A 25,735-nucleotide genomic window follows, 5' to 3' on the forward strand; every position below is an offset into this window, starting at 1 on the left:
ATAGCTCGGGTAACCAGGGTACGGTCACTGGTACGAGCGAATTAGACACCACCGCACCAAGCCTGACAGTAGATGCTGAAAGCGGGAGTGACGCGACGCCAAGTATCAGTGGAACCTCGGATGAAGAGGGTGCAACGGTAACGGTTGTCATCACGGATGCCAATGGTGTTAAGCAGGAGCTCGAGGCCACGGTGACTGACGGTGAATGGTCGGTCGACGTTCCGGCCGCATTAGCCGACGGCGATTATACCGTGACGGCCACGGTAGCAGATGCAGCGGGTAATAGCACAGACGCTGATACCACCGGCAACATCGACACCACGGCCCCAGGTGAAACGGCGGGTGATGGCAACAGCATTGCCTTTACGGACAGCCTGATCAACGCAAATGAAAGCACCGGTGTTGAATTAACCGGAGCGGTTGAAAACGGTGCCACGATCGACAGCATTATTATCACCGATGCTGACGATAACGAAGTGGTTGTTCCTGCAGCAGCGATCAATGTTGATGCCGATGGCAACATCACCATCAGCGGCCTGGATCTCAGCGAACTGGCAGACGGCGAGCTGACGGTCACCATGAGCGTCACTGACAGCGCCGGTAATAACGGCAACGTAGAGGGCACCACAACGTTAGCAACCGAACTGCCAACCATTGGTGGGCTCAATGCCAGCGGCGAAATGACCGTAGCAGAAGCCTTTATTAGTGGTGGAACCCGGCAAGGTCAGGGGCAACCCACCGGACAGGGCAGCTTCACCATTAGCTCTGGTGCCTACACCTCGGTAGCCAGCATTACCCTGGCAGGCGCGACCCTGACCATGACGCAATTGCTTAATGCCAATGCCAATCCTGTCACCATCAATACCGATGAAGGAAGCTTTACCGTTACCGGTTATGATAGTGCAACCGGCGAAGTCAGCTACAGTTACACGCTAAGTCAGGCTCAGCAGCACGGTGCGGCTGATAACATGCAGCTTAACCACACGGTCACCGTCACCGACACCGCCGGGCAAACAACCAATGGAAACCTCGTCATCAACGTGACCGATGATGAGCCATTAAGCTTTAACCCAGAAATTGCTGAAGTCGAAGACGGTTTCATCGCTAGCTTGAATATTAATGCAGGTGCCGATGGCATTGCCGATATTCGCTTTACGGTGACCGCCGGTGAGCAAATCTTTGATGTAGACGGCAATCCCATCCTTTATACCGATGGCACCACCAGCGGTGGCACCTTATATTTTACCTATGCACAAGATGCTAGCGGTAACCTCGATGACAGTATTCTTATTGCCGAAAATTCTGACGGTAGTGAGATATTCCGTATTACGCTGAATCAAGCCGATGGCACCTACAGTATTGACATCACCGATGGTGTAACCTTGTACACACAAGATACCATTGCCTTACAAGCCGAAGAGTTTGAACCCGTAACCAGCATTATCGAAGACGATGACTATGATATGTTGGCCGTCAATGTCGATGCCAACGAGGGAGATGAAGTGTTGCTATTCTCAGGACATTTCGCCCCCAATAACAAACGCTTTGATATCGAACTGGATAACGACAATGGCATTACCATCGATTCGTCATCTGATAGCAACTCGCGTGAGCTTATCCGAGCTGACTTTATTGACAATATGGCCGCCGGCAGCATGTTAGATATTGTTCGCTATCGCCAAACGGTAAACGTAGATAAACAGCAAAGCAATATCGCCATCTCGGTGTTTAGTAATGTTAATCAAAACGACATAGGCGACAAAAACGGTGGTGATCAAATCGATCTAACACTGGCTAATATCCGGGTCTATGACGAGCAAGGAGCTGACATCACCGACAGCATGGATATTCGCATCGATGATGGGCGCATCGAAATCAAAGGCATGCTCGATGGCTACAGCTTCGAAGTACTTAGCGACAGCCCATTCCAAGCATTGCAAGTCGAGTCCATCGATGCCAATGGCTTTACCCTAGGGGATTTCTCGTTTGCTGAAGAATTATCCTACGAAGAAATCGCGCTATTACTCGGCATCGAAGTGGAAGATCTCGACGGCGACGTGGTCGCTTCGCAGCTACCTATCGGTGATATCGAGGGCATTAACTTTAAAGTCGGTGGTAACGAAGACTCCAGCATTGAAGGCACTGAAGGGGATGATATTATCTTAGGTGACCGCGGTGGCTTTAATACCATTGTTGAACCGGGTACTAACTATAACGTCTCGATTATGCTGGATACCTCAGGCAGTATGGGTTACGGCTCCGGTGTTTATGATAACGCTGGTGACGAACTAAGCCGCCTAGATATTGCTAAAGACGCGCTCACCAACTTGTTAACGCAACTAGCCGGTCACGATGGTATCATCAATGTGCAAATCGTTGGCTTTGACAAATTCGCCGACGAAGCCATTACGATTAACAACTTAAGTCAATCAACTTTGCCCCTGTTGTTAACTAAAGTTGAAGCACTGATTGCCAATGGCGGTACCAACTATTCAGCCGCATTTGCCGAAGCCATCGATTGGTTTAATGACCTCAGCGACTCGCAACATGCCGGCAGTTTCGAAAACGTCAGTTACTTCCTGACTGATGGTGAGCCGACATACGTTACTTTGAACGATTCGACATATGGTTATGGTTCAGGTACTTCTTCTTGGTTGTTTCAAAAAACGGTCGATAGCTTCAAAGATTTATCAGAACTAGCTAGTGTTAATGCTATTGGGTTAGGAAAAGATCTACCTAACTGGATGTTAGATTATTTTGATAACACGGCCAACCAAATCTTAAACGGTTCCTATGGAACATTTGGCGACGCCACCATTGTTACTGACGCTGAACAGCTTCAAGCGGCATTAACCGGCGGTGATACCGAACGAGTCCTTGGCGAAGCAGGCACTAATACCATCGAAGGCGGGGCCGGCAAAGACGTGATCTTTGCAAACGGTGTGAACAGCGACCACTTAAGTTGGACCGATGGCGCAGGCAATACCTTTAGTGCGGGCAGTCATGATGGGCTTGGCTTAACCGGCCTGCGTGAATACCTGCGCTGGGAAGTCAACGCCGGCGAAGCACCCAGCGATCAGCAAGTGATGAACTATATTCGTAGTAACTGGCTGCAACTTGCTGAGGGTCGTGCTGATGATCAGGGTGGTAATAATATCATTGATGCGGGTAGCGGCGATGATGTCATTATCGGCGGCAATCAAACCGATATTATCCGAGGTGGCGAAGGCAATGACATTATGCAAGGCGGTGATGGTAGCGATGTATTCGTCTTCGACACCAACGATGCCGGTACCATCGGCCTACACGCAGAGGACGTCATCACCGACTTTACGCTTGCCAATGAAACCGGTGCCAAAGATGTACTCGACCTAAGCGGCTTACTCGATGGTGAAAATGCCAGCAATATTGGTGATTACATCGTCGCCGAAGACGACGGCCAGGGTAATACGGTGCTTTACATCAACAGCCAGGGTGAACTCAACGGCCATGACAATGCCGATCAGGTGGTTACCTTGCAGGATGCTGCGATGGCCGAAGGGCAGAGTTCTGAGGGCTTCATCGAGCAGTTACTTAGTGACGGCCAATTGTTGATTGACTCAGGTTCCTCAGCCTCTCAGGCTCAACACAGCAGTAATCCGTTAGATGAAGAATTGGGTAGTAACTCTATTAAACATGACTAACATGTCGGTAAAAAAACGCTCCAGGCCAGAGTGCTTGGGGCGTTTAAAACGTTGAATTTATGTTGTTTATAAACAGATTCTTATGGTAAATTACAACCTGGTTGAGTGTTATAGCCACCGCAAAAGACTACGCAATGTAGTAGCAGTTATTAGCCTCACTCAACACAACAATTTGAAAAAGGAGTCTTTCTTTTGAGCTTTTACAAGCGGAGTCTATTGCAGTTAGCAATAGGTGGTGTGATGTTATCCGCCGCCATAGAGGCATCTGCTCAAGAACCTGCACTTGACGCTGTTATAAAAGCCGTTAACAACAACCCCGAAGTCCTGCAACAATGGTATGAACTCAAGTCGGTTGAAGCCGAGCTCGATCAAGCCAGTGCCGCTTATAAGCCCAGTCTAGATATATCCACAGAATATAACTACAACAAACGCGATTATTCCTTTAATCGTGAATATGATGGTGCGCGCGCGGATGTTCAGCTAACTCAGGTGTTATTTGACGGTTTTCAGGCGTTAAATGTTATTGAGCGGTTCGAGCAAATAAAATTGGTACGGTATTACGAGTTCCGTACAGTTGCTGAGAACGTGGGGTACGCGGCACTGGAAGTTTACCTGGATGTATTGCGTTATCGCTACCTGGTCAATTTGGCCCGCGAAAATGTTGAACAACATAAGAAAGTGTATGAACAGATCCGAGAGAGTGCCCAAGCTGGGGTGGCTCGCAATGCGGATTTAGAACAAATTACCGGTCGTTTGGCGTTAGCAAAGTCGAACCTGCTGACTCAGCAGTCGAATCTACATGACGTTACCAGTCGCTATATTCGTATCGTCGGTGAGCTACCACCAAAGCAAATGCCAAATGCTAATTTAAACAAGCTAACTCTGCCAAAAGATATTCGCGCGGCTATTCGCCTGGCGAACCGGCATAACCCTGAGTTAAAAGCGGCACTGCGCGATATCGAAGCCAAGCAACAGCAAATTGAAGAGAGCAAAGGCGCTTATTACCCACAGTTACAGTTGGTTGCCTCGCATGGCGTGTCTGAGCTGGACAATAACGGCTTTGATAACTCGCAATACGATACCCAGGTCGGGATACAAATGAGTATGAACTTATACTCAGGCGGTCGTGATTATGCGACAACCAGACGCAATGTCGCGCAGCTGAATTCAGCGCAACAACGACGCGATGTTGTGTGCCGCAATATCCACCAAACCTTGTTGATCGAGATTAACGCGCTACGTAATTTAAACGAACAGTTACCAGCCTTGGAGCAACACAAGTTATCGTCATCAAAAGTTCGCACCGCTTACAAAGATCAATTTGATATAGGGCAGCGTTCATTGCTGGACGTACTCGATGCCGAAAATGAATACTACGAAGCCAGTATTGCACTGATTGAATCGAAGTTTGCTATCAAGGCCGGTAAAGCTCAGTTGTTGGCGAGTATTGGCGAGTTATTAAACCAGTTGACCAACACCGGTGAGTTTAAAGGTTTTGAGCGTGACTCTGCTGAGCCTTTGCAGGTCAATCCAGATTTTGCCTGCCCAGCCACAGACGTCACAAATGCTTATTACGCCGACTATCATTGGGTTGAATAATGGCCGTTACTGCGTCTGAACAAGCAACGCCACGGCCGCTGCTCAGTTGTCTTGCGACAATTGCGCAGCATCATCAACTCACTTTTTCGGCAGATGCTGCGATGGCCGGGTTAGCGCAATCAAAAGGTGACTTAACACCTTCATCCTTGCCGATCGCGGCGGAGCGATTTGGTTTGGCGACACGCATTGTGCGCCGGCAGCTCGATGATGTTAATCAACATTTATTGCCTGCGGTGGTGTTACTTAAGAGCAATAGAGCTTGCGTCATTACTGCGGTTGACGGCGATAATCTGGCGGTTATCGACCCTGATATGGGCGACAAGCCAATCAATATTGCACGGCAGACTTTGGAGCAGCAGTACACCGGTGATATTATTTATGTGCGTCCGGAGTTTACCCCTGACAAACGTGCAAACGATGCCATAACGCGTAAGGACAAACACTGGTTCTGGAGTGTCATTAAAGAGAACCGTGGCACCTATCGCAATATTATTATCGCCTCGTTAATGATTAATGCGTTTGCTCTGGCAATGCCGTTATTCGTGATGAACGTGTACGATCGGGTGGTACCGAACAACGCCATTTCCACGTTGTTTGCGCTAGCTATCGGTATGCTGGTGATTTTAGTCGCCGAGGTGGTGCTAAAAATCATCCGTATTTGGTTTATTGACTTAAGTGCCAACCGCACTGACGTTAAAGTCTCCAGTACTATTATGCGGCGTGTGCTGAACATGCGTATGAGTGACAAACCCCAAGCCTCGGGGTCGTTCATTTCCAGCATTCAATCGTTTGAGAGTGTGCGCAGCTTTATAGGCTCGCTCAGTGTCACTGCAATGGTCGATATTCCGTTTGTAATGTTGTTTTTTATCGTCGTCGGTATTATCAACGTGTACTTGCTGATCCCTGTCGTTGTTGCTGCGCTGATAATTATTATTTATTCACTCGCATCGCAGGCAAAACTGCGCGAACTGGCAGAGCAGTCTATGCAGGCCAGTGCTATGCGTAACGCCAACATTTATGAATCTATTGGCTCGATCGAAACCATCAAAAGCTTTAACGCGCAGCACCGTAGCCAGACTCAATGGGAAAAAAGCACCATTTTCCTTAGTCGCATCAACGCGCGTATGCGACTGCTCAGTCAGTCGATTACCAGCGTTGCCTCCTGGCTGCAACAAGCCGCGTCGATCAGCGTGATTGTTATCGGCGTGTTTTTAATCAGCGAAGAGCTGATGACGCAGGGCGCTTTGATCGCGGCCTACCTGCTAAGCGCTCGCGCGCTGTCACCCGTTACTCAGGCGGCTGGCTTATTAGCGCAATACCATAACAGTGCGACCGCAATGGAGTCGCTGGACGGCATTATGGAGCGTGAAACCGAGCGCAGTGAAGATCCCACCACAGTATCCAAACCGCGTATCGATGGTGATATTGAACTGGTCAACGTTGGCTTTCGCTATCCAGACGTCGAATCGGATGTGCTCTCCGGTGTTAATATCTCGATAAAAGCGGGTGAAAAAATTGCCATTCTAGGACGTAACGGCTCAGGCAAAAGCACCGTGCAACGGCTACTTCTCGGCTTGTACGACGCCAGCAGTGGCCGAGTGTTAATCGATGGGGTTGATATTCGTCAGTTAAACCCGAACCTGGTACGCCGGCATATTGGCTATGTTCCTCAGGATGCCAACCTAATTTTTGGTACGTTACGAGAAAATATCTTACTGGGCCGCCAGACCATCGATGACGAAGCCTTAGTGCGAGTAACCAACGAGATGGGATTGGCCCCGCTGGTTCGTAACCACCCTAAGGGCTTTAATCTGCAAGTGGGTGAGCGTGGCGGCAATTTATCCGGTGGCCAGCGACAGTCGGTTGCCCTGGCCCGGGCGTTTGTCGATGAACCATCGATAGTACTGCTGGATGAACCCACCGGCATGCTGGATCACGCTACCGAGGGCGCAATTAAAAAACGTTTGGCTGATCAGGTTGAAAATAAAACCTTAATTATGGTCACTCACAAAACGACCATGTTGGATTTAGTGGATCGTATTATTGTGATGGATTCGGGTCGAGTGGTTGCCGACGGTGCGAAACAAACCGTACTTGAAGCGTTGCGTCAGGGGCGTATTGGAGGAGTCTCTCGTGACTGATAATTCCCCCAAAAAAACCACCGAGCAGCGTGCCTTCGGGACCGTCGGTAGTGCCAGTAAAAAAGGCGCCGCAAACAAAGGACTCATCGATAAAATATTTGGCCGTTGGGTCAATGTGCCCAACCATAAAGATTGGGTGGTCGATGCCGAATGGGCGCGTATCCAGCAACAACCTATTCGCTCCACTCAACTACTGTATGCCATGTTAATTGCGGTTATTGCGCTGTTAATCTGGGCTTCGCTTGCCGAAGTCGTTACCGTTGCTCGCGGTGATGGTCGGGTGGTGCCGTCGCGTCAATTGCAAACCATTGAGACTTTAGATGGCGGTCAGGTGCAGTCGATCAAAGTTCGCGAGGGCGATCGGGTAGAGCAGGGCGACGTGATGGTAGAAATTGATTCGACTCGGTTTTTATCCGAGTTTAGTGAAAACCAGTCGCGGCTGTGGTCTTTACAGGCGCGAAGCGCCCGGCTAAGAGCTTTGGTAACCGGCAACGAACTCGAGTTCCCGGACGAGTTAAAGCAACGGGCACCGCAGCTGATTAAAGATGAGCGAGCCGCCTATCACAGTAACCTTGAACAACTAGAATCCTTAAAAGCCGGTGCGCAGGCGCAACTAAGACAGCGCCGCGAAAGCTTGAATGAACTGCAAGCGGCAGCGCAACAATACCGCGAATCACTAGCTTTAGTTAACCGCGAATTAAAAGTGACCGAACCGCTGCGGAAGTCGGGCGCGGTCTCTGAAGTCGATATTATTCGTTTGCAGCGAGACCAAACGCAGTTTCAGGGGCAATTAAGTCAAACGTTGTCGAAAATTGAAGAAGCTCGCGCTGCCATCCAGGAGTCTGAGAGTAAGTTAAACGAGGTTCGTTTAGAGCAGGTTAATCAGTGGCGACAACAACTCTCCGAAGTCTCTGCCGATCTTGCGGCGTTTGAAAGCGTTGAGCTGCGATTGCAGGACCGAGTGGCCCAAAGCAAATTAAGAGCCCCTGTCGACGGTATAATCCAGACGCTTCATGTAAACACCATTGGTGGTGTCGTGACACAGGGTCAGCCGGTGGTTGATATTGTGCCGGTAGATGACGAGCTGATCATTGAAGCGCGAATTCTGCCGCGTGATATTGCTTTTGTTAAGCTTGGTCAGGTCGCCAGCATCAAGTTTACCGCTTATGACTTCTCCATCTACGGTGGCGCCGAAGCAGTGGTGGAGCACATCAGTGCCGATACAATCACAGATGAAAACGATGTGACTTATTATGTGGTCCGGCTGCATACGCAAAAATCAGATTTCTCAGAAGATTTGCAGATCTTACCCGGGATGGTGGCGCAAGTGGACATCAAGACTGGTTCGCGCACGGTAATGAGCTACTTGTTAAAGCCGGTTCGAAAAGCCTATTCGGAAGCATTGACGGAGCGCTAAGTGCTTAACTTATTTATTACGGAACAATTTAATTCACCGCGCTGGCAGCGGCTCGATGGCGAATGTAGAGTGGTTGGCGCACTGGCGGAGGCGCAAGCGGTCATTAACGAGCAGGAGAGCAGCACTGAGCAAGTCGTCATCTGGCTAATGGCCGATCATTCCCAAGTAGAGTCAATTTGTCGTAGCTGTGTCGGCGATGGTTACAAAGTTCTTGTGCTGTACACCAAACCTGATAGCGACCAGATGAAGCGTTTAATCGGCTTGGGTGCCCGCGGCTACGCGTCAGCAGCAGCCAGTGCCGACGGCTTGGCAAAAATTAGCGAAGTGGTTTGCCAAGGTGGGTTATGGTTACCGGATCAATTTTTAGCCAACCTGGTCGGCTTAACCCAAAAAACCATGAGACGCCGGGCCAGCGATAAAAAGCAACTGGCAGCGGAACACGCCCTGGCGCAACTCAGTAAACGTGAAGCAGACGTGTGTAAAGCGGTATTAGATGGTCTTACCAACAATCAAATCGCAGAGCGGTTATTTATTAGTGAACGCACCGTAAAGGAGCACTTGACTCAAAGTTTTCGTAAGCTGGACGTTAAGGACCGGCTACAATTGGTGCTTAAGTTAAATCCTCGGGGCTAATACAGTGATAGCTTGCCTAAATTGAAAAATACTCTCATTATGTAAGTTAAATTACATACCAGCTATAAAATAAAACTATGGCATTTATTAAGCGAAATGAAACCGGCGATATTGTAGCAGTCAGTTTGCTGGCCGATTATGGTTTTGACGAAGAGTTAGCCGCCGATAATGAAGAGCTATTGAGCTTCTACCGCGCTCAAGAGGCCCCTTATAACGCCGATGTCGCGCTCGAGGAGAGCGACCGCGAGATCATTCGTGTCGTCGAAGACTTAGTTGTATTGCTCACGGACAAGGGTATTATACAATTTACTGAATTGCCTGATGCCGCACAAAATAAAATGCTGCACCGGCGCTCCTTACGTCACTCTTTTAACGAACTGTCTGAGTTGCTGCTCGATGGCGAGGATGAAACTATTGACTTAATGGATGCCGCCGCAGTCGCTCGTCGCGCGAGCGAAGACGATCCTGCCTACGGCGACGACTAATTTACTTTGAACTAACGGCAGGTCCGGTGTAACCGTCTAACTGCAATTCATCTACTTTAACTGCCTGCTCTGGCTCCTCAATGCCTTCCGCGATTACTGCAATACCAAGGGCTTTCGCAATATCACGTATTTTTGCAACAATCTTACTGCGCTCGGAGCTATCCTCAAGGTTCACAAGTAGTGCGCGATCCAGTTTTAAGTAACGCAAGCCCAAACGAGTAAAGTCGGGCAGAGAATTCAACGAATACTGCATATGGTCAATGCCTACACTACAGCCTAACTGGGTCAGTGTTACGCATAATTCACCAAAGGCAGCCGGATGCGCGAGTACGGTTTTTTCCGACCATTCAAAGGTCAGCTGCTGACAATAAGAGTGTCCTGCAGCCCGTAACCGAGCGATCAGTGCAGCGCGGGCGTCGGCCGACACTAAAAACACGCTCGATAAGTTAACTGCTAACGGCTGTCGCGTTAGTTGATTGGTACGCTTAGCTATATGTGCAATGGTGTGATCGATAGCGGCTAGTTCTAATGGCTCGATAAATCCAAGTCGCCGCGCCCAGCTAATAAAATCTTTAGCACTGCGTCGCTGGCCTTTTAAGACAACTCGCATCATGCCCTCGTAGTGTAGTATCTCACCATCACGTGATACCACTGGGTAATAATCCATCGACACTAACTGTTGCGTCAGAGCATTTTCAAAGGCGTCGCGCCAGCCTTGATGGTCATCAAATAATTTTTTCTGAACGCTGTCATTAAATAAAACATGTTCCAACGACTGGTTGGCACTGCCGTCTGCTCGTCCGCGATCTAAACAACGTGTCAATTGTGAATCTATACGCATCAAAAGGTCCGATACCCTATCATCCACCAGCATTCGCTCAGCTATCACACACCAATGCGGTTCAATACCGGCTGTTTGGGCGTTGGTTAGTTCTGCCAACGGTTCGCTAAGCGTGTTTGGCAGAGTGTTTGCTGATAATTGCTTAGCGATTTTTTGTTTAACAGTGTCGGGATCTACAATGTCCGACACGACCAAAACAAATTCGCTGGCATTAAGCCGGCCGACCGTCACTGTAGCTTCGGCACTGCTGTTTAGTTTTTCCGCAACTGCCAACAGGTGGGTAGCAATAGCGCATAACCACTGGTCCGTTGTGCGCCGGCCCAGCACGTCATTAACCGACCGTAAGTCGCCAACATCGACCAATACCACATAGGAGTTTTGTTCGTGCGCCAGATCGTGGAGCTGACTGGTGAGCTGACGTACAACGTAGTCTCGGTTATAAACACCGGTTAGCGCATCGGTATCCAGTTGCTGCTGTAGTTCAGCCAGTTTAGTGACCTCCCGCTGAAACGACTGCCGAATTTGAACTGTCATTTTATTCATGGCAATGACTAAGCGCTTTAAGTCGGTGGTGCGTGGCAACCTGGGATTTTCTTCATACTGCCCAGCGCCAATAGCATCTGCTTGCTGCACCAAAGCGGATAGGGGCCGAGTAATACCTCGCAACAGCGCTCGGCCGATTATCGCTGCCAGTATTGCTACGGCTAAGAAAATAACCAATAAATTAAGCGTGCGTTGCCAGAGCGCATCAAGCACGTAACTTTTTTGGCTTTCTACGGTTAATGTCCCGTATTGCTGCCAGCCGTCCTGCACTAATGCTGTCGCAGCCGGCGCATCAACCGACACCCACTGCTGAAACCAGGCAGGGGCCGATGTTGTACGTTGCCCGTTAAATGTTTTATCAACGATCAGGTTGCCGTCAGTGTCGGTCAATTGCAGGCGCTGATAAAACCCAGTATCAAACTGTGCGGCTAAAGTCAGCTCCAATAACGTGGGATCTTTGTCCATAGCACTTAACGTTTGTGCAAGCACATTGGCATTGTCGGTATTTTTTACCGCCAGCTGTTGTTCAAATACTCTTACGGCAGAATACGTAGTCACCAAAAAACTGGCGATAAAACTTAACGTGAGCACCGCGATAATTACGTACCAAAATTGGCGATTTAACGTCATTGACGAGCTCCTTCATTAGAACGGGGGGATTGCCAGCGAATACCTTCATCGGCTAAACGGTCAAGCACACTGCGCCAACGAGAAAGTCTGTCCAACGGACTGGTTTTGGCCTGCTGTCCGGCCGCACCCACCCACAACCCACTAGCATTAAAGCTAAATACTGGGGTTAAGTCAGGGCGTTGCGACGCGGGTAATATATCGCTGATTAAACTATCAAGAATTAACGGTTCAGAATTAGGGGTTGGGTAGTAACCCAGCACCATGTGGGCCTGACTAACCCCGCTGTTTACGCCACCAATTCGAGCACGTACATAAACAAGTCGTAGCTTGTCATCACTGACGCCAGCGAGTCGCAAACTGGCGTACTGGGCAATCGCATAATCTTCGCAGTCGCCCAGTCCTTGTTCAAAGGTTTCACTCACCGACGCCCAGTAATCCGACTGGCCATACAGTGCCTGGTCGGTTCGGTACCTTACATGCTCGTGCACAAAACGGTTTACCTGATTTAACTGCTGGCGCTCCGATACTGCTGGTAATTGCTCGACCAACTGAAGCCACTCACGAGCTGTATCCGCATTTTCGCTAAAACGCGCAACAAATTGCCCGGGCTTAAGACCCCAGCGCTCGTTAGCGATAGTGTGGATCATGGAAAAGCTAAATAACATGATCAAAAAAATAAGCAGCGATTTACGCACGAAAATATAGGCGGTCGGGTGATATCGAATAACATACCGGATAAGCATAGATTGAACAATAAAACATTGGGTCTAAGGCTCCATTTCGACATTAGTAAATCTTCTGTAAAACACCTTTGGTCGCAAACTCGTTGTGCTATTTATTAGGAATACGTTAATTTGTCATTCTGACAAGCCGGAGGTACTTATGCGTTTTTCAAAATCTTTAATAGCACTTGCTCTTTCAACTTCATTGACCGCCTGTGGCGGCTCTGATTCATCCGAACCAACAGGCAGTAATCCGCCTGCCACCGGTGGCGGTGGTGACTCTGGCAGCAGCGTTTATTCCGAAGGCGTAATAACCGGTTTCGGTAGCGTTTATGTTAATGGTCAGCGCTACCGCTCAGGTAACGCCAACATCGCCGTGGGTAATAACCCGGCGGCTGAAGAAGCGGACTTAAAAGTAGGAATGGTGGTGTCAGTAGCCGCATCGTCTGCCGGCGATGGCGAAGATCCCGAAGCCAGCGATATTCGCTACGAAGAACATCTACAAGGTGCCGTCACCTTCATCGATACCGAACAAGAGACATTAGATGTGTTGGGTCAACAGGTGGTTTTTAACGATTTAACCGAGTTTGATGGCACAGAACTATCGACTTTAGCGGTCGGTGATATTGTCGAAGTGAGCGGCTATATCAATGACGACGGTGATTTTTACGCTACTCGTATTGAGTTAGAAACCGACGCTGATGAATTCAATATAAAAGGGACTATCAGCTCGTTAGATACCGACGCCCAGACCTTTGCGATTAATGCACTAACCATCAATTACAGCGGCGCCGAGTTTGATGATATGAGTGCCGATGATTTAGCCGATGGCCTATATGTCAAAGTTGAAGGCGAAAACTTTGATGAAGAAACCACGACATTGACCGCAACCACCATCGAAAATAAAGAGCAGAACCTTGACGATATTGACGATGTCGATGAAATTAAAATTGCCGGTATCGTCAGCGATTATAACGAAGCAGAAGGCGTGTTCACGGTTAATCGTTATACCTTTAACGTTAACGACGAAACCGAGTTTGAAGACGGTCCTGCGTCACGACTGGCGAATGGTGTTCGAGTGAAAGTCGAAGCCGAAGTTGAAAACGAGCAACTGTTTGCTGAGGAAATAGAATTTATCGCCAAAGATGCCCGTCAAAAAACCGAAGGGCAGGTTGAGTCTGTTGACACTGACAACCAAACCTTCGTGATTAACGGCATCACCTTTACCGTCGAAGACGACACAACCTATTTAGATACTTCCGGTCAGGGTGCGCGTCAATTCAACTTCGCTGACATCGCGGTTAATGACTGGCTGAAAGTGTTATCGGTTATTGACGATAATGGCGATACCGTGGCGGTGAAGGTCAAGCGTTCTGATGAAGACGATCGTGACGGTGAAGTGAAAGGCGTTGCCAGCGGCGTTACTGTCGACGGAATGACCGTTGCCGGAGTCAGTATCGTGTTTAATGAAGAGACCGAGTTTGAAGGTGACGACGACAACAACGATGGCAACTTAAGTGTCGATGAATTCGTTGCCTTGTTTGATGGCGAAGAAGAGATTGAAGTCGAAGTAAAAGGTAACTACGACGGCGACATACTGATTGCTCAAGAAGTCGAAATTGAAACCGATGACGATGATGACGGCGACGACGATCAAGGCGACAAGACCGGTAAAGCCGAGTTTGAAGGCGCGGTTGAATCGATTGACGGCGAAACCCTAGTCGTTAACGGCATCGAATTACGTTTTGACGACAGCAGTGAACTTGAAGTCGATGACCAGGAAGTAAGTGTCGCCGATTTTATCGCTGCCATTGAAGTCGGCACCGTGATTGAAATCGAAGGCGTCTGGCGTGAGCAAAGCTATGTTCAGGTGTTAGAAGCCGAAGTCGAGTAGGCGGCTTCGCGGGATGGGCTCGCTTTGCTCGCGGTTTGGGCGCTTCGCGCGGGATGGGCTTGCCTCCCACACCGGCGCAGCCCCATACCGCGAGCGAAGCGAGCCTAGGCCGTTCCTCTCCCTCGAACCTCTCGCATTAATCGAAATAAGCCTACCCCAACACGAGTACAATTGTTTGCCAGCGTGTCACACGAAGCTACAGAGAAATAACCGCCGTGCCGAGCAATAAGAACTTGAGTTTCGACCTCAGCATTTGATGCACGAGCGTAATTAAGAAACTGCAGTTGTTGCTTCGGCGTGCTGCGCACCATGCCCTCAGCTATATTGCTAGGTACAGAGATCGACGAGCGGAGTATTTGATCGTTAAAGCTAAACACCCGACACTGCTCTATCTCATCAATGATAATAAACGTACTCGCTAGTGATAACTCCCAAACCCTCAACTTTTTGTAATTCATAAAACATCCTTGTTTTTGGCTACGCCTTCGGCTTCGCGGTGTGGAACCTTTGGCCGGTGTGGGCTCGCCTTCGGCTTCGCGGTGTGGGGCCTTCGGCCGGTGTGGGCTTGCCTTCGGCTTCGCGGTGTGGGGCCTTTGGCCGGTGTGGGCTCGGCTTCGCCTTCGCGGGATAGACTCGCTGCGCTCGTGTTTTACGTGAGCGAAGCGAACCCATACCGCGAAGCCGGAGGCAAGCCCATCCCGCGCGAAGCGCCCAAACCACGAGCGAAGCGAGTCCCCAGACTTTTCAAAACCTTTACGCCCCTAACCCTAGCCGCACTGTCTAAAAGGGCCATAATAAAAGGACGTATTTAAAAGGGAGTAGAACGATGAAAACGTTAATTGGATTAACCGCAATTTTGGCTGTTAGTATCGCGGCGACAGCGAGCGCCGAAGACCGCACTTATGTTAGCGGTGGTTATAACGACTTCGGTGACTCCGACTTTTACATAAAAGGTTCGCGTCAGCTGGACCGGAACTGGGTTATCGAAGCCGAAGCTTTTGATAGCGGCGATGTTGGCTTGCGTGCCGGTGGTCAGTACCTGATGGCAAACAGCCCGTTGTTCTTAAAAGGTGGGATAAGCCACTATGATTTTGGTGCTTCTGATGACACCGGTGCTTATGCCGGCGTTGGTACGGTGGTTGGGCTTAGTACTCAAACCACGGCAATGTTAGATGCTGCTTATGACTCAGCATTAGACGGCTATGCGTCAGTGGGTGCGAAAGTTCGTTACAACTTCGACCAGAACTTTGCTGCCGATGTTGGCTTTCGTGGCAACTTCAGCGGTGTTGATAATGAGTTCCGGGTTGGAATAACTTACAAATTCTAGGCTACGCCACGGGCTCTGCGGTTTAGGGCCTTCGGCCGGCTTGGGCGCTTCGCGCGGGACAGACTCGCTACGCTCGTGTTTTACGTGAGCGAAGCGAACCCACGCCGCGCAGCCGGAGGCAAGCCTATACCGCGCGAAGCGCCCATCTCGTCGGCCGAAGGCCCCATACCGCGAAGCCCACACCGACCAAAGGTCCCAAGCCGCGCAGCCAAAGGCAAGCCCACCCCGCGAAGCCAAAGGCAAGCCCAAGCTACTGCCAGCGAATCTCCCAACTCAGGGCGGCGCTGAATTCGTTGTCGTCTTGTGGGTTTTTCCAGGCGTTTAAACCGATGCGGGCGCGGCCTCCGGCGAATGGGTAATACGCCTCAACGGAACCGCGCTTACGCTCGTTATCCGATAGCCGAATATCAATACCACGACCATCGCCGCTAAATGCGGACAGTCCTACCGCGTTGTAATCAACGTTGTCACTGCTAAACCGTTCAACAAACACCTTCGACATAAAGCCGTATGCGCTGAACGAATAATCCGCACCCAATACCCGCGCGTTATTATCTAACGAGCGGTCGTCGTAGACTTCGCGGCGCAGGTAACCGTAGGCCGATAACTGTGCGGGAAGACTCACCCGTGCGGATACTGCGTAACTGTCTTTGCTTTCGACTAGATCCGAACGCGTCCACTGCACAGCGTACTGCCAGTGCTCGGACGGGGCCAGGGCAACGCGAAAACCGTAACCGTTCTCACGGTCATTAATCGACTCAAGTTTATCTTCCGACTGCCCTGCGAACGCCTGAATGTCCCAGCGGCCAACACCGGAATCTCCGCCGCCGCTTAACCGGACTTTTTGTAACGGTGTTGCAGAAACCGTATTCAGACCGTCGTTGGTCATCGATGGCGACCACCACAATGGCAATTGCTCTAACGATACTGCCCATTGGCCGGCGCGCGCTGCTAAGTAAGTGCCCTCCAGGCTAAAAGTGTCACCCTCACCGCCTAAAGCTCCAACAGCATCATGACGAAAGTTAGTGACCAAACGCGCGGCGTAATGCTCGGACTGAAACTCCCGGGTCAGTTCCAGGTGGGCTTTGGCTCGTTCAACCTGTGCAAAACCCTGTGGATAACCTGTGTCATTCTGCAGCGTCAACTTACCACCGGTGTAGCCATCGCGGGCAAAGTTAGCGGCATTAAACAGCCTATCGTAGGCGGCAAGTTCGGTTTCGGATAAATCATTGACGTCTACCCGCAGTAACTGGCGGTGTATCTGATGCCACATCAGCGGAAAGTTCTCGCTGGGAGTTACCGTAACGCCGGCATTAGACAATACCTGCAATGCATGGCGTAACTGCGCATCATCAGCGGCAAGCCAGGGAGTCGACAGCGCCGCACTGCTAAACAGCACGGCAATGGCAAAGGATAAACGTTTTTTCATATTAAATATTATTCAGTGCTGCTAAGGCCACCGCCATCTGATAGACGATCTGTGTACCGCTCACCCAAAGGTCTAAGCTGTCTTTGTAAGACGTATCCAGTGGCACAACAATGGTGTCGCCCGGCTGCATCACCAGCGTGCTGTTTCGGAACCAGCTATCGTGAGATTCAACGGTTTCGATTAAGCCGTTAGCGCGTATCACATAAATGCCCTCGTCGTCGGCGCGTTTCTTAACACCACCGCTGCGGCTAAGGTACTGGGATAACTCGACGCCTTCCTCGTAACGGTAGGTGCTTGGCATTTGCACTTCGCCAACAATCGACACCATGTTGCGGCGTGAAGGCACCATAAGCCGGTCACCGTCCATTAGTTCAACATCGTAATCAGAACGGCCCGCAATTACCGACGGAATATCGATAATTAAGCGTCCTACCGCTTGGGTGTCCTGCAAATCGTTAAGTAATTGAGTCAGTTGCTCGTAATTAATGTTATTGCCGTCGCCGGTCAGGGTCTGGCTGGCGATTTCCTGACGCAGGCGTTCGGTCAAACTACTAATCCGCTCGCGTTCAATCGACTTAATCTCTTCGCGGGTAAATACAGAGCCTTCGATAAAGGCATTTTTGGTAAAGCCACCCGCGCGTTTAATTAAGTCCTGCAGTGTGTCACCACGGCGTACCGCGTATGTTCCCGGGAATCTGACCTCACCACCAATTTCAACATCGACAGTGTCCGACCATTCCGGAATTCTAAACACATTGAGCCGATCGCGTGCCTGAACATCAATCGTTTCGTTACCCGATAACACCGACTCTAAATTAAACGGCAAGTACTCGGTCTGCGCTTCACCATTTTCAATAGTAGTGCGAGTTACCTCGGCGCGGGCCAGGAAAGCAGATTCTTTCAAACCACCGGCGGCGGCAATCATATCCTTAACATTAGCGTTAACCACCAACGGATACTCGCCTGGGTAGCGCACCTCGCCAGAAACCCGAATGTACTGGGCTTGGTTATCCACACTACCTTGGGCACTCAGCCGAGCAATAACTGAATCTAATAAGCGGCTACGGGAAAATCGCGCGGTTGTTTCAGCATCAACATCGCCACTCACAGACTTAGAAAACCCGGCATTGATACGGTTCTGTTCTCTTTCGAAACGGCTAAAGAACAACACTTCATCACGCGGCTGCAAGGTTAGGTTGTGCTCTTCATCACCATCAATCGCCAGTCCCGGATTAAACTGCAGCACTGAAATCTCACGGGTATCGGCATCATCGCGGATGAGCAAACCGTAGTTAAGGTCTGTATCCGGCATTAAATCCTGAGTGACGCTGGTGACAAAGTCACTGATGGATAAACCAGGGTACCATTCGTAGCTGCCGGAGCGGGTTACGGCACCAGTGATCTTAACCGAATTATCAATCACCTCAGAAATCCGTGGCACACGTATTTCATCACCTTGTTTAACGGCTAGTTGCAGAGCCTCGTCGGTCGTTGCGTCAACAGTTTGTAGCACACGCTGGCTGTCTTTAACCCGGTACAGCTGAATGGCTTTCAAATACGCCGACGGCAGTTCCCCTCCGGCAAGTTCTATCGCATCTTCCAGTGTTTCGCCTTGCTTTAACTCATAAATAGCAGGACGCAATACTTCGCCATTTACTTTAACCGAGCCGCCCCGAGGGGGAATAAATACCGCGTCACCAGGTTGTAAAATACGATCCTTACTACCGTCACCATCAATCAGTAAGTCGTAAACATCGAAGGTAACAATGGTTTCGCCAGAGCGCTTAAGTTGCACGTTACGCAAAGAACCAATGTTCGAAAAGCCACCGGCGGCAATTAATGCCTGGCTAATGGTCGTCAGCGAGCTGACCGTATAAGCGCCCGGTTGATAGGCTTCGCCTAACACAAAAACCTGCATGCTGCGTAGTTCGCCCATCGACACCGCCGCCTGCATGCCGATCATTCGCTTGCTGACTTTGTCTTTAATAAATGATTTGAGCTCTTCGTACGACATACCCGTGACGGTTAGTGGGCCCAAATCTGGCACCGTAATCACACCTTCACGGTTTACGGTTAACTGGTGATTAATGCTTTCTTTACCATAAAGCTGGATAAGAATAGTGTCGCCCGGGCCAATGCGGTAGCTGCCGGGTACTGGCGCATTGCCTATAGGCGCAAAGGTTGAGGGCTCGCCGGCAAAAATGTCATAACCAAAAAATTTAAGCTGCTCTTCAGACTCACGTTGTTGGTCACTGCGGCCGCCGGTCCGCTCTCCCTCACTTTGGTTTCGTTCAACAGTGCGAGGCTTAACCGTATCTTCGCGCTGAAAATCGTCTGAGCTGGAGCTGGACGACGAGCTGGTTAAACTGTCTAAGTCAATGCCGTACTGCCGCGCTAACGCCCGTTGTTGCGCGGGCGGTAGGTTTTTAAGCTGTTCAATCTGGGCCTGACTGGGCATGGACTGAGCCATTGCATTTGGCGTTGCGGCTAGCGAAACGCCAACAATACACTGAGTGATTAATAATCCTTTAACGACCGCTTTTATACCGCGGTTAACCATATTTCGCATGCGAATGAGATCCCAAAATTGAAGTCAATAATGCTATATTTTACTTTGTGAGTCGCCTATTGTAATCACAATATAAAGGATGTCTATAGAACATCTGAACGGAGCCAATAAATCGCTTGCAAAAACACGCGACAGAAGCTACCGTGGCTAGTAATCAACCACAAGAACGTGGGTGATTGGCCAATCAAGAAAGTAATGTAAAAGTTACGAACACATAGAGGTGTTTATTATGATGAAGAAATTAGCAGCCGCAATCGCGGCAACAATGCTAGCCGCTTCTCCAGTACTGGCTGAACCTATGCCATTACCACAACAAAGTGGTGGTGGTGGTGTTGGTGCTGGTGCTGGTGGTGCCGCAGGTGGTGCCGCAGGTGGTGCCGCAGCCGGTGGTATCGGTAGCTTGTCTATAGCTGCATCCGCAGCAATCGCTGGTGCTGTAGCCGTTGGCGTTGCAGTCGCAACCGAAGGTGATTCGGATACCGGAGTCGGTGATGGTGACGGAGACGGTGATGGCGACGGCGATGGTGGTGGTCCAACCACAACCACAACCTCGACCACTACGTCGACTAACGGTTAATTGCCGTTAAGCCGTAATAAGTAAAAAACCGCTGTTCACGCAGCGGTTTTTTTTATATCCTAGCGCTGCATAACGATACAGGAATAAAATCACGCCAAGGGTTATGGCATAGGGTCCCAAAATGCAGCTACCTCGCATTGCTAAAGAACTTTCTAAAACAAAGCTTTCTAAAACAATTCTGCTATTAAGTACCGCCGTTGCCGTCAGTGGTTGTGGGTCGCGCGTCTACAGCATGATCGATACCGTCGACTACACCTTATTTGGCCAACCCGATGTTGCTCTAACCTCCGAGCAAATCAAGCAACTGCCTTATGCCGCACAGTATGCTCAGTTTGGCGAGCAGCCTCGTGCCGTGGTTATGCTGGCCTTTATTGACAACCAATTAGCAAATCGTGGCCCGCAATATCAGTGGGCAGCGGGCGAAGACGATATCCTGCTAACCGAAAATGGGCGTATGGTTGGTACCCGTAATCTGGCGGGTGAACTTAACGTGATCAAACAAGACTTAGTCAACCTGCGAAGCGAGCAGGGTGATCCGCTGTATTGCCTGACATCAAAACCCCAAGACACCGATGGCTGTGCCAAAAGCTGGCAGGCGACTGCTGAGGTTACCACGGATTTTGGTCGGCAGCGTTACGGCATTAAAAGTCAAATTACCGATTTGCAACAACAATCGATTCAGCTACCCAATGGCGACACGGTGAACAGTTTAAAAGTAACAGAATCAGTGACCAGTAACGGGCTGTCAGCGAACGGTAAACCAAGCCAATGGCAGTACAATAACGCTTATTGGATAGCAATTGATAGCGCCGCCGGTGAGGTATTAAAAACCGAACAGCAGTTGGTGCCCGGCTTACCGCGATTAAAAACCGTCAGCCTTAAGCGCATAAAAGGGTCTCAATAATGTTAAAACGACTTACCCTATTTGTTGCCAGCCTGATACTGTCACAAACCGCTTATAGCCAACAGCCGCAGAACAGTATTCAGGTAACGGATCTGAGAACCAGTAACAGTTCGCAGCAATATCAGTTGCCACCGAATATTCGCATCAGTGAATTATTAAATCGGCTGGTGGCGGATCCCCGCTCAGTCGACTGGCAGCGCTCTAAACTGGGCTCCGCAAGACTACAAAACCAATTGAACGAGAAAAAGCAGCGGGTTTTAGCAGAGCTCTATCAGTTAAAACAGTGGGGGATTGATGAAGGTAATGCCGAGCTGACCAATAATGCCTCGCGTCTGATCGAGCTTATCAGTCGTTCGGACTTTCAGGCGAGTTATTTTTTAGGTATTCCCTATTACGAACAGCGCGCTCAGCGGGCGGACAACCCCGTATTACAAGAGCCCGCGGTAAATCAGAACGAGAATGTTAGCAGTGACTTTACCGTAACGCTGTATCCAGCCGACGCTGCGGGAAGGGCAGCACTGGTTGGCTTGTTTAGCGAGCCCTCGTTAATAACCGCAGGTGAAAAGCTCAACACGGCGATCGAAACCCACTCGTTACAGAAAGGTGCTGAACCCAATATAGCTTGGCTGATCCGGCAAAACGGTGATGTCGCTGAACTGCCCATCGCCTATTTTAATCGCGGTCAAACAGCCAAGTGCTACCCGCACAGTCGCACACGACCGCTGCGTAGTATCGACAACGAGCAGGCCGTTAATTGCTGGCCGAGCACAGAGTTGGGGACCGGCGATACCTTGTTCGTTGGGCTAAAAGGCCATGACAAGTTAAATCGCCAACTGGTTGAGCTGTTAAAATTCCGGGTGATGCCATTATGAAGTACTGCAAAACGTTAGTTCCGACCTTGGTTGCGTCAGTCGTTGCTCTGGCGGCTTCTAGCCAATCGGCTAGTGCACAGGAAATTAGCGACGCGCTTTACCATCAGCCGACACAAAGTGATTTTGGCGGTGCCGGGTTATTGCAAATGCCAAACGGGCGGATGAATCGGGCCGGTGAATTTACCTTTTTGTATTCAGATAACGAAGAATACCGTCGAATGGCGCTTAGCCTGCAGTTATTCCCATGGCTGGAAACCACCATTCGCTATAATGATATCCGGACTCGTCGTTACAGTCCGTTTCCGGGGTTTAGTGGGGATCAAACCTATAAAGATCGCGGCCTTGACGTTAAATTACGACTACTGGACGAATCACTTTACTGGCCGGAAATAAGCGTGGGGTTGCGGGATATGGCAGGCACGGGTCTGTTTGCCGGAGAATATGTGGCAGCCAGCAAACGTTGGGGCGACTTTGACTTTACCCTGGGTATGGGCTGGGGCTATTTAGGCCAGCGCGATAATATCAGTAATCCGCTGTGCGAGGTCAGTGATGACTTTTGTCAGCGGGACGGTGGTTTTAATGACCGCGGCGGTTCGTTCGAGACCGACAAATGGTTCCGTGGCGAAACGTCGGTTTTTGCCGGGGTTGAATACCAAACCCCCTGGCAGCCGTTAAGTGTAAAGGTCGAATACGACGGCAACGATTACAGTAATGACCCTTCGGGTACTAATATTGAAGTGGACAGTCCGGTTAATGTGGGCTTGCATTACCGGGCAGCCGATAATCTAAACCTGCAGTTAAGCTATGAACGCGGAAACACCTTTATGTTTGGTGTGAATCTGCGTATGAACTTTAACGACGTAAGCCAGTACAAAGACCGCCCGCGCAAACGCGATGCGCGGGATATTGCACAACGCGCTGCTAGCATCGATGCCGTTGACAGCAATAAATTGCGGCGTGACCTCGCTAAAGAAGGTGGCTGGGGGGCTCAGACTATCAGCGTGTCAGAAGATGGCACCACACTGACCACCGAAGGCTACCCGGGTGGCTACCGTGACCAACTTGAAGCATTAGATCGTTCGTCGCGGGTATTATTAACGACGCTGCCGGAATCGATTAAAGAATATCGGTTTGTTGATAAGGTGCTGGGTATGCCACTGGCGGAAACGCGGGTAGATGCAGAGCAACTGGAAGCACAGCTGCTGCAAAGTCACCTGCAGGCAGATGACAACGAACTGATGTCATTGCACGAGCCGAGCGCAATAACCAGTGCAACAGATAATACAGAATCAGGCTACAGCCTTCACGACAATGAATTTAAATTAGGCTGGCCAGATTTTGGCGGACGGCCACTGTTAACTCAAAGCTTTGGTAACCCAGAAAACTTTTATATGTATCAGTTGCGGTTTGATCTGCAGATGGACTGGCAGCTAAGCCCTAACGTATGGGTGGACGGCACACTGGCGTTTAACGTTCTGACCAACTACGACAAGTTTAACTTTTTAGTACCAGGCGAAGAGCAAAAGTTACCACGGGTAAGAACCTACATTCGGGAATACGTCACCCAGTCGGATATCTGGCTGGAAAAGTTGCAGGCAACCTATGTCAAACAGCTGCATAAAGACTGGTATGCCTCGGTTTATGGCGGTTACTTCGAACGTATGTACGCTGGCATGGGCAGTGAGCTATTATACCGTCCGTTAGATAAGGGCTGGGCTGTTGGCGTTGATGTTAACTACGCCAAGCAGCGCAGCTTTGAGAACCATTTTGGCATGCGCGACTACGACACAGTAACCGGACATGTTACGGGGTATTTAAAAGTACCTTACGTGGATGATGTGCTGTTAAAAGTAGCCGCGGGCCGCTTTTTAGCGCAAGATGTCGGGGCGCAGTTTAGTGTCGAAAAGAAATTTGATAGCGGCATGATCGTCGGCGCCTACGCAGCGCGCACCGACGTATCCGCGGAAGAATACGGTGAAGGAAGCTTTACCAAAGGCTTTTACCTGAGCATTCCGTTTGACTTATTACAAATACATGATAGCTCAGGCCGCGCAGCCTTTGGCTGGACGCCACTCACCCGTGACGGTGGCCAAATGTTGTACCGCTCACGTCAGCTATACGGCATAACCGAAGCCCGTGGCCGCTACTACTCGGAGTCGGAGCTATACCAGCACTAACCGCGCATAATTTGCACAAATATGACATAACAGTGATTGCAGCAACAATCCTGACTGCGATAGAATACACGCTTGCTAAAAATTTGTTAAACAAACAACCAAACCGGACCGTGGGAACCGCAACCCAGGGGCGGTAGCGTACCCAAAAGCGCCTAATGTCGTATCTTGCGCTAATAAAGAATCCGTAACTTGCGTCCCTAACGCAAGCAATACAAAACCCGTACCTTGCGTCCCCGATGCAAGCAATACAAAATCCGTACCTTGCGTCCCCGACGCAAGCAATACAAAACTCGTAACTTGCGTCCCTGACGCAAGCAAAAAGAAAAAAGCAATGAACCAAAACCAAAAAAACTACACACCCCCAACATACCAACAGCCGGACCCCGCAGACGACGAAATCGATCTCCGCGAACTGTTCGGCATCATCTGGCAAGGCAAATGGTGGATCATCGCCATAACTTTCGTATTTGCTGTAGGCTCTGTCATTTACTCGCTAAGCCTGCCTAATATTTACCAATCTGAAGCCACACTAGCGCCGACCGAAGAAGCATCCGGCGGCGGCTTATCGGGTATGGCAGGTCAACTCGGTGGACTCGCGAGCTTAGCCGGCGTTAATATCGGCAAATCAGGTACTGATAAAACCACGATGGCTATCGAAGTGCTTAAGTCTCGTTCCTTTTTGACGGACTTCGTAAAAAAATACAAAATACTGCCGGAGCTGATGGCCGTAGAGAGTTGGTCCCCTAGTAGCGGATTAACATACAACACTGAAGTGTATAACCCAGAAACCAATGAATGGGTACGCGAAGTAGAACCCCCTAAACAACCCAAACCAACCAGCTGGGAATACGTAAAAACATTCCGGGAACTAATGTCTGTGACTAGTGATCAGGAGACAGGATTAGTCAATGTTTCGATTAATCATCAATCACCCGAAGTTGCCAAACAATGGGTGGAATGGTTAGTGACGGATGTAAACAACCACATGCGCAACCGAGATATTAAAGAAGCACAGCGAAGTCTTGAGTATTTAAACAATGAGCTGCAAGACACCTCTCTCAGCAATATGCAGCAGGTTTTCTATCAGCTGATAGAAAAGCAAACCCAAACCATTATGTTAGCCAATGTAAGGCCTGAGTATATTTTTCAGGTACTTGACCCTGCTGTAGTCCCGGAACAAAAAGCGAAACCTTCAAGAGCTCTAATTTGCATTATTGGAACATTCCTAGGTGGGTTCCTAAGTGTTGGCTTTGTTTTAATTAGAAACATATTCAGAAAAGAAGAAAAGTAGT

General features: G+C 49.7%; 18 protein-coding genes. 13 read left to right on the forward strand and 5 right to left on the reverse strand.

The window, feature by feature from the left end; all coding sequences use genetic code 11:
• From CWI81_RS00005 to CWI81_RS00030, 6 genes are all read left to right on the forward strand, one after another.
• Window positions 1-3,683 (forward strand): Ig-like domain-containing protein (locus tag CWI81_RS00005; RefSeq protein WP_126783201.1); only part of this gene is annotated, 3,683 nt, incomplete at its 5' end.
• 192 nt (window positions 3,684-3,875) lie between these two features.
• Window positions 3,876-5,282, forward strand: a complete 1,407-nt coding sequence (locus CWI81_RS00010; RefSeq protein ID WP_126783202.1) for a TolC family outer membrane protein — start codon at window positions 3,876-3,878, stop codon at window positions 5,280-5,282.
• Entirely contained in the window at window positions 5,282-7,423 is a 2,142-nt protein-coding gene (locus tag CWI81_RS00015; RefSeq protein WP_126783203.1) for a type I secretion system permease/ATPase, read from the forward strand. The genes CWI81_RS00010 and CWI81_RS00015 overlap by 1 nt, the downstream gene beginning before the upstream one ends.
• Window positions 7,416-8,840, forward strand: coding sequence for an HlyD family type I secretion periplasmic adaptor subunit (locus CWI81_RS00020; RefSeq protein WP_126783204.1), 1,425 nt, complete (start codon window positions 7,416-7,418; stop codon window positions 8,838-8,840). The genes CWI81_RS00015 and CWI81_RS00020 overlap by 8 nt, the downstream gene beginning before the upstream one ends.
• A complete protein-coding gene (locus CWI81_RS00025; protein WP_126783205.1) occupies window positions 8,841-9,473 on the forward strand; it encodes a helix-turn-helix transcriptional regulator in 633 nt (210 codons plus the stop codon).
• Window positions 9,474-9,550: 77 nt separating this feature from the next.
• Window positions 9,551-9,958 carry a hypothetical protein gene (locus tag CWI81_RS00030; RefSeq protein ID WP_198678624.1) on the forward strand — a complete coding sequence of 136 codons (408 nt, stop codon included), beginning with the start codon at window positions 9,551-9,553 and terminating at the stop codon, window positions 9,956-9,958.
• A gap of 1 nt (window position 9,959) precedes the next feature.
• Here the strand turns inward: CWI81_RS00030 and CWI81_RS00035 are convergent, their stop codons facing one another.
• Window positions 9,960-11,972 carry a bifunctional diguanylate cyclase/phosphodiesterase gene (locus CWI81_RS00035; protein WP_126783206.1) on the reverse strand — a complete coding sequence of 671 codons (2,013 nt, stop codon included), beginning with the start codon at window positions 11,970-11,972 and terminating at the stop codon, window positions 9,960-9,962.
• Window positions 11,969-12,619, reverse strand: a complete 651-nt coding sequence (locus CWI81_RS00040; RefSeq protein WP_198678625.1) for a transglutaminase-like cysteine peptidase — start codon at window positions 12,617-12,619, stop codon at window positions 11,969-11,971. Before CWI81_RS00040 ends, CWI81_RS00035 begins: the two co-directional genes overlap by 4 nt.
• 235 nt (window positions 12,620-12,854) lie before the next feature.
• Here CWI81_RS00040 and CWI81_RS00045 point away from each other — a divergent pair, with 235 nt between their 5' ends.
• The gene (locus CWI81_RS00045) at window positions 12,855-14,588 is read left to right on the forward strand and encodes a DUF5666 domain-containing protein (protein ID WP_126783207.1); all 1,734 of its coding nucleotides are present in this window, start codon (window positions 12,855-12,857) and stop codon (window positions 14,586-14,588) included.
• A 104-nt stretch (window positions 14,589-14,692) separates the two neighbouring features.
• Here CWI81_RS00045 and CWI81_RS00050 read toward each other — a convergent pair whose 3' ends face one another.
• The gene (locus tag CWI81_RS00050; protein ID WP_126783208.1) at window positions 14,693-15,046 is read right to left on the reverse strand and encodes a four helix bundle protein; all 354 of its coding nucleotides are present in this window, start codon (window positions 15,044-15,046) and stop codon (window positions 14,693-14,695) included.
• 368 nt (window positions 15,047-15,414) lie between these two features.
• Between CWI81_RS00050 and CWI81_RS00055 the strand changes: the two genes are divergently transcribed.
• Complete coding sequence (locus CWI81_RS00055) at window positions 15,415-15,915, forward strand: hypothetical protein (RefSeq protein WP_126783209.1); 501 nt, start codon at window positions 15,415-15,417, stop codon at window positions 15,913-15,915.
• A 250-nt stretch (window positions 15,916-16,165) separates the two neighbouring features.
• On the opposite strand, the gene CWI81_RS00060 is transcribed toward CWI81_RS00055, so the two are convergent.
• Both CWI81_RS00060 and CWI81_RS00065 read right to left on the reverse strand, forming a co-directional pair.
• Window positions 16,166-17,344: a hypothetical protein gene (locus tag CWI81_RS00060; protein WP_126783210.1), complete on the reverse strand. Its 1,179-nt coding sequence runs from the start codon at window positions 17,342-17,344 to the stop codon at window positions 16,166-16,168.
• Between the two features lies 1 nt (window position 17,345).
• Window positions 17,346-19,913: an SLBB domain-containing protein gene (locus CWI81_RS00065; RefSeq protein ID WP_241970306.1), complete on the reverse strand. Its 2,568-nt coding sequence runs from the start codon at window positions 19,911-19,913 to the stop codon at window positions 17,346-17,348.
• 229 nt (window positions 19,914-20,142) lie between these two features.
• Between CWI81_RS00065 and CWI81_RS00070 the strand changes: the two genes are divergently transcribed.
• The 5 genes from CWI81_RS00070 to CWI81_RS00090 all read left to right on the forward strand — a co-directional run bounded on the left by CWI81_RS00070 (window position 20,143) and on the right by CWI81_RS00090 (window position 25,734).
• Window positions 20,143-20,490: a hypothetical protein gene (locus CWI81_RS00070; RefSeq protein ID WP_126783211.1), complete on the forward strand. Its 348-nt coding sequence runs from the start codon at window positions 20,143-20,145 to the stop codon at window positions 20,488-20,490.
• Between the two features lie 121 nt (window positions 20,491-20,611).
• Window positions 20,612-21,394, forward strand: a complete 783-nt coding sequence (locus tag CWI81_RS00075; RefSeq protein ID WP_126783212.1) for a YjbF family lipoprotein — start codon at window positions 20,612-20,614, stop codon at window positions 21,392-21,394.
• Complete coding sequence (locus tag CWI81_RS00080) at window positions 21,394-22,266, forward strand: capsule biosynthesis GfcC family protein (RefSeq protein WP_126783213.1); 873 nt, start codon at window positions 21,394-21,396, stop codon at window positions 22,264-22,266. The genes CWI81_RS00075 and CWI81_RS00080 overlap by 1 nt, the downstream gene beginning before the upstream one ends.
• Window positions 22,263-24,443, forward strand: a complete 2,181-nt coding sequence (locus CWI81_RS00085) for a YjbH domain-containing protein (RefSeq protein WP_126783214.1) — start codon at window positions 22,263-22,265, stop codon at window positions 24,441-24,443. Before CWI81_RS00080 ends, CWI81_RS00085 begins: the two co-directional genes overlap by 4 nt.
• Window positions 24,444-24,774: 331 nt before the next feature.
• Window positions 24,775-25,734: a Wzz/FepE/Etk N-terminal domain-containing protein gene (locus CWI81_RS00090; RefSeq protein ID WP_126783215.1), complete on the forward strand. Its 960-nt coding sequence runs from the start codon at window positions 24,775-24,777 to the stop codon at window positions 25,732-25,734.
• Window position 25,735 lies beyond the last annotated feature (1 nt).

It is taken from the genome of Idiomarina seosinensis, from assembly GCF_003987275.1.
Taxonomy (GTDB): Bacteria; Pseudomonadota; Gammaproteobacteria; order Enterobacterales; family Alteromonadaceae; genus Idiomarina; species Idiomarina seosinensis.